The 7,439-nt window shown below is 73.4% G+C and carries 7 protein-coding genes; 1 reads left to right on the forward strand and 6 read right to left on the reverse strand.

Going from position 1 to position 7,439, the window contains the following annotated elements:
• The first annotated feature begins 64 nt into the window (after positions 1-64).
• Positions 65-2,593, forward strand: coding sequence for an FtsX-like permease family protein (locus IE312_RS20895; protein ID WP_189983882.1), 2,529 nt, complete (start codon positions 65-67; stop codon positions 2,591-2,593).
• An 85-nt stretch (positions 2,594-2,678) separates the two neighbouring features.
• On the opposite strand, the gene IE312_RS20900 is transcribed toward IE312_RS20895, so the two are convergent.
• The 6 genes from IE312_RS20900 to IE312_RS41090 form a co-directional block, all read right to left on the reverse strand.
• The gene (locus tag IE312_RS20900; RefSeq protein WP_189984010.1) at positions 2,679-3,122 is read right to left on the reverse strand and encodes a rhodanese-like domain-containing protein; all 444 of its coding nucleotides are present in this window, start codon (positions 3,120-3,122) and stop codon (positions 2,679-2,681) included.
• A 23-nt stretch (positions 3,123-3,145) separates the two neighbouring features.
• On the reverse strand, positions 3,146-3,697 hold the full coding sequence (locus IE312_RS20905; protein ID WP_189983883.1) for a cupin domain-containing protein: 552 nt from the start codon (positions 3,695-3,697) through the stop codon (positions 3,146-3,148).
• A 70-nt stretch (positions 3,698-3,767) separates the two neighbouring features.
• Entirely contained in the window at positions 3,768-3,815 is a 48-nt protein-coding gene (locus IE312_RS44305) for a hypothetical protein (RefSeq protein WP_309506048.1), read from the reverse strand.
• Between the two features lie 309 nt (positions 3,816-4,124).
• Entirely contained in the window at positions 4,125-5,780 is a 1,656-nt protein-coding gene (locus IE312_RS20910) for an FAD-dependent monooxygenase (RefSeq protein ID WP_189983884.1), read from the reverse strand.
• Between the two features lie 264 nt (positions 5,781-6,044).
• Positions 6,045-6,989, reverse strand: a complete 945-nt coding sequence (locus IE312_RS20915) for an amino acid ABC transporter permease (RefSeq protein WP_189983885.1) — start codon at positions 6,987-6,989, stop codon at positions 6,045-6,047.
• Positions 6,986-7,439, reverse strand: a 454-nt coding sequence (locus IE312_RS41090; RefSeq protein ID WP_229900231.1) for an ABC transporter permease subunit, incomplete at its 5' end; no start/stop codon positions are given. The genes IE312_RS20915 and IE312_RS41090, both read right to left, overlap by 4 nt.

Below are 7,439 nucleotides of genomic sequence, written 5' to 3' on the forward strand. Positions count from 1 at the left end.
CTGTAGGCGTGCCCAGCGCACGACGACACAGCCGACGCGTACAACAGAAGAGAGCCCCGCCCCCATGATGCTCCGTTACGCCCTGCAGACAGTCCGCGCCCGCAAGGCGGGGTTTCTCGGCGCCTTCCTCGCCCTGATGTGCGCGGCGGCTCTGATCACCGCCTGCGGCACCCTTCTCGACACCGGCCTGCGCGGCACCATCCGTACCGAGCGCTGGGCCGCCGCTCCCGTCGTGGTATCCGCCGACCAGTACGTGCACCGGACCACCGTCAAGCACAAGAAGGGCAAGACCAAGGTCAAGCACAAGGCGAAACCCATCGCCGAACGCGCCTGGCTCGCCGGGAACCTGCGCGGCACCATCGCCCGCACCCCCGGCGTGGCCCGGGTCGTCCCCGAGCTCACCTTCCTCGCCCAGCCGCTGACCCCGGCCGGCACCGGCGGCCGTACCGCCTACGGCCACGCCTGGGACTCCGCCGCCCTCACCCCGTACCGGCTGACCGCCGGCCGAGCCCCCGCCGCCGCGGACGACCTCGTGATCGACGGTGACCTCGCAGCGCGGGCCCGGCTGCGGCCCGGTGACCGGCTCACCGTGCAGTCCACGCGGGCCCCGCACCGCTACCGGATCACCGGTATCGCGACACCGGCCACCGCCGTACGCCACCAGACGTCCCTCTTCTTCTCCGCCGCCGAGGCCCGTCGGCTGGCCGGGCACCCCGGCGAGGTGACCGCGTTCGGTGTGCTGACGGCCAAGGGGGCGGAGCCCGAGCGAGTGCGCCGGGCGGTGGAGGCCGCGCTGCACGGCACGACGGCGCAGGTCAGCAGCGGTGACGCCCGCGGGCCCGTCGAGTTCCTGGACGCTGCCACCGCCCGTACCCGGCTGGTCAGCATGGGCGGCGCCATGGGCGGCACCTCGCTGCTGGTGGCGGTGCTCGTGGTCGTCGGCACCTTCGCCCTCACCGTCCAGCAGCGCCACCGCGAACTCGCCCTGCTCCGGGCCATCGCCGCAACCTCCGGGCAGATCCGCAGGCTGCTCGGCCGGGAGGCATTGATCGTCGGCGCGGCAGCGGGCACCGTCGGCGCTCTGCTCGGGCTGCCGCTGGGCGGCTGGCTGCACTCCCGGTTCGTCGCCCTGGGCGCCATACCCGACACGCTCGAACACACCGTCGGTGTCTTCCCGCCGCTGGCCGCTCTCGCCGTCACCTTGCTCGGCGCCTGGGCCGCGGCACGGATCGCCTCCCGCAGGGTCGCCCGGATCCGCCCGGCCGAGGCCCTGACCGAAGCGAGGGCCGAGCGCACCCGGCCCGCCTGGGGCCGGATCGCCGCCGGGCTGCTGTTGCTCGCCGGGGGAGCCGTCCTCGTCGCCGTGCTCACCGTCCTGCGCACCGAGCCCGCCTCGACGCCCGTGACCTTCCTCGCCGTCGTCGTCCTGTCCACCTCCGTCGCCCTGCTCGGTCCCCTCCTGGTCAGGGCCGCCGCGCTGCTGCTCGCCGGCCCGCTCCGGCTCACCGGCCACGGCGGCCGGCTCGCCACCGCCAACCTGCGCGGCAACGCCGCCCGGATGGCCTCCGTCGTCACCCCCCTCACCCTGCTCGTCGGCATGACCTGCACCGTCCTGTTCGTGCAGGACACCCTCGGGAACGCAGCCCGCACCCAGGCCCGGGAAGGTGTCAGGGCCGACTGGGTCGTCGCCGCCCAGGGACCCGGCATCCCCGGCGAGGCCGCCGAACGGCTGCGCGCACGGCACGACACCGTCACCGAGGTGGTCCGCACGACCGTCCGCGTCGGCCTCGACAAGTACCCCGCACAGGGCGCCACCCCCGCCGGACTCACCCGCACCTGGGATCCGGAGGTCACCGCGGGCTCCCTCGACCGGCTCGGCCCCGGCACCGTCGCCGTCAGCGAAGTGGCCGCCGACCAGCAGCACCTCAGGCCGGGCAGCACCCTGAAACTCACGCTCGGCGACGGCACGCCCGCCACGCTCACCGTCGCCGCCGTCTACGCCCGCGGTCTCGGCTTCGGCGACCTCACCTTCGCCCACGACCTCGTGGCCCGGCACGTCGACAATCCGCTCGCCTCCTCCGCCCTCGTCAGCACGTCCCGTACACAGACAGAACTCGCGACTACCCTCCGTGAGTTCCCGGGGCTGCGGATTCTTTCGCCGGCCGGTGCCGACTCTCTCCAAGCCGACCGGCAGCAGCAGAACGCCGAGGTCAACTACCTCGCCATGGGACTCGTCCTGGCCTTCACGGCCATCGCGGCCGTCAACACGCTGGCCATGTCGGTCGCCGAGCGTGTCCGGGAGTTCGCACTGCTCCGGCTGGCCGGTGTGACCCGCCGCCAGGTGCTGCGGATGCTGCGCACCGAGGCGCTGTGCGTCCTGTCCCTCGCCACGTCGGTCGGTACCGGTATCGCGCTCGCCGTGCTCACCGCGTTCAGCGTCGGCATGACGGGCCGGGCCGCACCGGCGGTCACCCCGCTGTTCTACGTGGGCGTGGTCGCGGTCGCCGGCCTCCTGGCGCTCGTGGCCAGCGCCCTGCCCGGGCGCGCGGCACTCCGGGTACGGGCGGTGACGGTCGCCACGACGCAGGAGTGACACCGGCGCCGTCCCCCGCGGGGCCGGCGACGCCGTGAACCCCCGGGCAGGGCCCGGGGGTTCACCGCTTCTCGTAGCCGACGGATCAGGCCGTCACCGGCTCCACCGGCAGCCCCTGGGCACGCCATGCCTGGAAGCCGCCCACCAGGTCCGTGGCCCGGTGCAGGCCCAGCTGGTGGAGGGAGGCGGCGGCGAGACTGGAGGCGTAGCCCTCGTTGCAGATCACCACGACCCGCAGGTCGTGCCCGGTGGCCTCGGGGAGGCGGTGACTGCCCCGGGGGTCGAGGCGCCACTCCAGTTCGTTGCGCTCGACCACCACGGCGCCGGGGATCAGCCCGTCCCGCTCGCGCAGGGCGGCGTACCGGATGTCGACCAGCAACGCCTCGCCCGCCCGCGCTTCCTCGTGCGCCTGGCGTGCCTCGATGCGCTGGTAGCCCGCGCGTACTCGTTCCAGCAACTCGTCGATGCCGGGCGGCGGGCCGTCCGGCACGTTCGCCGGCGCACCGGACCCGCGGGATGCCTCGGCCACCGCCGACCGCTCGCTCGTGCCGCTCACTGCCAGTCCTCCGGGCGTTCGACCTGCTCCAGGCGCAGCACCTGGCCCGTGCGACTGTAACGGCGGATCTGCGGCAGCGGCGGGTAGTAGGCGTGCACCGAGATCGCGTGTCGGTCGCGGGACTCGTTGAGCACCTCGTGCACGTGGTGGCGGCCGAAGGCGCGGCCCTGTCCGGCGGACAGTCGTCGTACCCGGTCCACGCCCTCGGTGAGTTCCAGGGTCTTCCAGCCGTCGCTGGGCAGCCGGGCGGCGAGCGAGTGCTCCGTGAGATCACCGGAGGCGGTGAGGAAGGCGCCGACGGAGTCGGCGTGGTCGTGCCAGCCGGTACCGGTGCCGGGCGGCCAGCCGATCAGCCAGGCCTCGCTGCCCCCGGGACCCTTCAGCCGCACCCAGGTGCGGCCCTCCGGGTCGAGCGGCAGGGAGGCGATCAGTTCGGCATCGGCCGCCGTACGCCGGACGAAGTCGAGGAGGTCCGCCTGGGTGGGCGCCGAGCCGGCGGCCGGGGACGCGGACGCGGACGCGGGCAGGGAAGGTGAAGGGACAGACACGTGCACCGTCCTGAGATGCGTTCGCGGAAACGGGCGCACGACGGCGCCCGGAAAGGGAAAGGGTGCGAATTCAGCAGGACGGGCGACACACGCAGCCCGCGTAGCGGACGAGGTCCATATGGACCCTCCGCCACAGGTGCACACAGGTGTCGGTCACGATCCGGAGTACAGCATGCTGCCGCAGTCGGGTCAACCGAGTGTCACCTTGTGGACGGGGGCGCGGGAACGCTCGGGCGAAGGTGCGGGAGCGCTCGGGCGGGGGTGCGGTGCACGGCTTGCGGGGCGCCGTGAGCCGCCTTTGGGGGGCGCGCGCCTGAGCCGCGTGCCAGGCGGTACGGCCGGCGCGCGCAGCCCGGGGCGTGCACGGCCGGCATGCGCCGGAGCCGCCTCTCCCGGCACGCGCCGGAGGGCCAGCGTGCGCCGGCCGTCAGCGTGCGCCGGAGCCGGCTCGGGCCGTCGCTGTCCGGTCGTCCCCTGCCGCCTCGTCCTTGTCCTCCTCGCGCCGCTGCTCCCCGTGCGCCGCCTCGCCCAGCGTGGCCTCGGCCGCCGCGTACAGGTCGGCCGGGCGTACCCCGCTCAGGGCGGTGACCAGGTGGCCGTCGGGGCGTACGAGCAGCACGCTGTGCGCCGGCGCACCCGGGTAACTCTCGGCGACCAGCAGCTCGGCGGGGTGCGGCAGCGCGGTCACGGCCGCGGCGAGCCGGGGCATCACCCCGGCGGACATCCAGTGCTTGCGGTCCCAGACCCCCGTACCGGGCGCGATCAGCACGACGAGCAGTGCCCCGCGGTCGAGACGGTCGCGCAGCCGGACGAAGGAACCGTCCTCCGCCGTGACCCGGACGTCGGTCACCTGAGCGCCGGGCGGGGTGCCGACCGGGATCTCCGCTTCCGGCCGCCGGGGCGCGAGCGGTGAGCCGGCGTGCGTGCCGGGCGCGCCCAGCGGGCCGCGTCCCAGGTGACCGTCGGTGAGCAGGGTGTCCTGGCTCCGGGCCGCGCCCGGGACGATGTGGCGCAGTGCGCCCCCGCCGCGCAGCACCGGCAGCACCTGGTCGGCGGCGCGCAGCCGGGCGGCGACCACCGCGCGCCGCTCGGTCTGGTAGCTGTCCAGCAGGGCCTCGTGCGGGCCGTGGTGCCAGGCCGCCGCCAGCTTCCAGGCGAGGTTCTCGGCGTCCCGGAGCCCCTCGTCAAGACCTTGGGTGCCCAGCGCGCCGAGCAGATGGGCCGCGTCCCCGGCGAGGAAGACCCGGCCGGCGCGCCACCGGCGGGCGAGGCGGTGGTGCACCGTGTGGACACCGGTGTCGAGCAGCTCGTAAGCCGGTGCGGGGCCGTCCGACCAGCCCTCGAGGGTCTCCCGGATCCGGGTCAGCAGGACCTCGGGCGTGACCAGGTCGTTGCCCGGCGGCAGCAGCCAGTCCAGGCGCCACGCGCCGTCCGGGAGGGGGCGGGCGGTCACCTCCCCGGCCGAGGGCCCGGACGACCGCCACGGCGGCATCCGGTGGAGCAACGCCCGGCCTTCCCAGGGAAGTTCCACGCGCAGCGCCGCGACCGCGTGCCGTTCCACCGCCGTACGGCCCGGGAAGCGGATGTCCTGGAGCTTGCGCACGGTCGAGCGGGGGCCGTCGCAGCCGACCAGGTAGCTCCCGCGCCACCAGGTGCCCTGGGGGCCACGGGTGCGCGCGCTGATGCCGTAACGCTCCTGCTCGATCGCGTCGAGGCGGCTGTCCACCACCGTCCTCACGAGGGGCTCTCCGGCGATGGCACCGCGCAGGAAGCCCGTGAGGACGTGCTGTGCGATGTGCAGCGGGGCGGGCTCGGCCGCGTCGAAGGCGATGTCGCTCACCACGTGCCGCCGCCGCAGGGACCGCCATCCGGCCCAGCGCACCCCGTGCTCACCGAGTGCCGCGCCGGTCAGCCGCTCCAGCAGGGCGGCCGTGTCCTCGCGCAGGACGACGGTGCGCGCCGGGCGGGGTTCGTCCTTGCCGGGTCCTTCGTCCAGGACGACGGACGGCACCTCCTGGCGCGCCAGCGCCAGGGCGAGCGTGAGCCCGACGGGCCCCGCTCCGACGATGATCACCGGGTCCACGGTGTGGCGCCCCCTGCTCGCGGCGAGGCCTTGACGGAGACGAGTGAACGGGAAGGTGAAGCGGGGTGCACGATCACACAACGTATGCAACCCATTGGCAGAGTTTGCGTCAAGTGACCAGGGGCAGTGGCGATCATGCCACTGCCCCTGGGTGCCTCATGTCACTTGAATGCCCCGTCAGGCGCCGTGCGGATGCCCCGTCAGGTGCGTGTGGATGCCAGTCAGGCGCGCGCGAATGCCTGTCAGGCGCCTCGTGGATGCCGGTCAGGCGTCGTGCTTGCCGCCGACGAAGGGCCCGCTGAGGTCCAGGCCGCCGGGGGCGCCTCCCGCTCCGGTGGCGGCCGTACCCCCGATGCCCGCCACGTCCTGTGCACCCAGCACCGCGCCCGTCGACTTCTTCCCCCGCCGCAGCCGGCCCTCCAGCCAGCCGGCGAAGGAGGTCAGGGAGAAGTTGATGATCACGAAGATCACGGCCACGACGGTCAGGGACGCGATGATGTTGCCGTAGTAGCCGCTCATCGTGTTCGCCGAGGCGAGCAGTTCGGGGAAGGTGAGGACGGCGCCGCCGAGCGCGGTGTCCTTCACGATGACCACCAGCTGGCTGACGATCGCCGGGAGCATCGTGGTGACCGCCTGCGGCAGCAGGACGAGCCGCATCACCTGCCCCTTGCGCAGACCGATGGCCATGGCCGCCTCGGACTGACCCCGCGGCAGGGCGAGGATGCCCGCACGGACGATCTCGGCGAGCACCGACGCGTTGTACAGCACCAGACCGGTGACGACCGCGTAGAACGGACGGTCGTCCGAACTGACGTCGGTGTACTGGCTGTACAGCGCGTTGCCGAAGATCATCAGGACCAGGACCGGGATCGCGCGGAAGAACTCGACCACGACCGCGGCCGGGACGCGCACCCACACGTGGTCCGAGAGCCGGGCTATGCCGAGGGCGGCACCCAGCGGAAGCGCGATGACCATCGCCAGCGCCGCCGCCTCCAGGGTGTTCTGCAGTCCGGGCCAGATGTACGTCGAGTACGCCTCGGTGCCGCTGAAGAAGGGCTTCCACAGGGCCCAGGCCAGCTGGCCCTTGTCGTCCAGGGCCTTGTACACCCACCACACGACGGCCGCGACGACCACCAGGAAGACGGCCGTGTACAGGACGTTCCGCCGCTTGGCGCGGGGCCCCTGGGCGTCGTACAGAACGGAACTCATCGCTTCACCGCCATCTTCTTGCCCACCCAGCCGAGGATCAGCCCGGTCGGCAGGGTCAGGCACACGAACCCGAAGGCGATGACTGCCGAGATGAGCAGCAGCTGTGCCTCGTTCTCGATCATTTCCTTCATCAGGAAGGCGGCCTCCGCCACGCCGATCGCGGCGGCCACCGTCGTGTTCTTCGTCAACGCGATCAGCACGTTGGTCAGCGGGCCGATGGCTGCCCGGAACGCCTGCGGAAGCACGACCAGGCCCAGCACCTGGTTGAAGCTGAGGCCGATGGCCCGGGCGGCCTCGGCCTGCCCGACCGGCACCGTGTTGATCCCGGAACGGATCGCCTCGCACACGAAGGCCGAGGTGTAGAGGATCAGGCCGAGCACGGCCAGCCGGAAGCCCCGGACGCCGAAGTCCTCCGCACCGAGCGTGACGCCCAGCGTGTTGCTGAGGCCG

The sequence above is a fragment of the Streptomyces capoamus genome, from assembly GCF_014654935.1.
Classification (GTDB): domain Bacteria; phylum Actinomycetota; class Actinomycetes; order Streptomycetales; family Streptomycetaceae; genus Streptomyces; species Streptomyces capoamus.

Excerpts from the sequence above, each read along its gene's own strand:
- IE312_RS20895 (WP_189983882.1), top strand. The coding sequence starts at position 65 with ATGATGCTCCGTTACGCCCTGCAGACAGTCCGCGCCCGCAAGGCGGGG.
- IE312_RS20915 (WP_189983885.1), bottom strand. The coding sequence starts at position 6,989 with ATGAGTTCCGTTCTGTACGACGCCCAGGGGCCCCGCGCCAAGCGGCGG.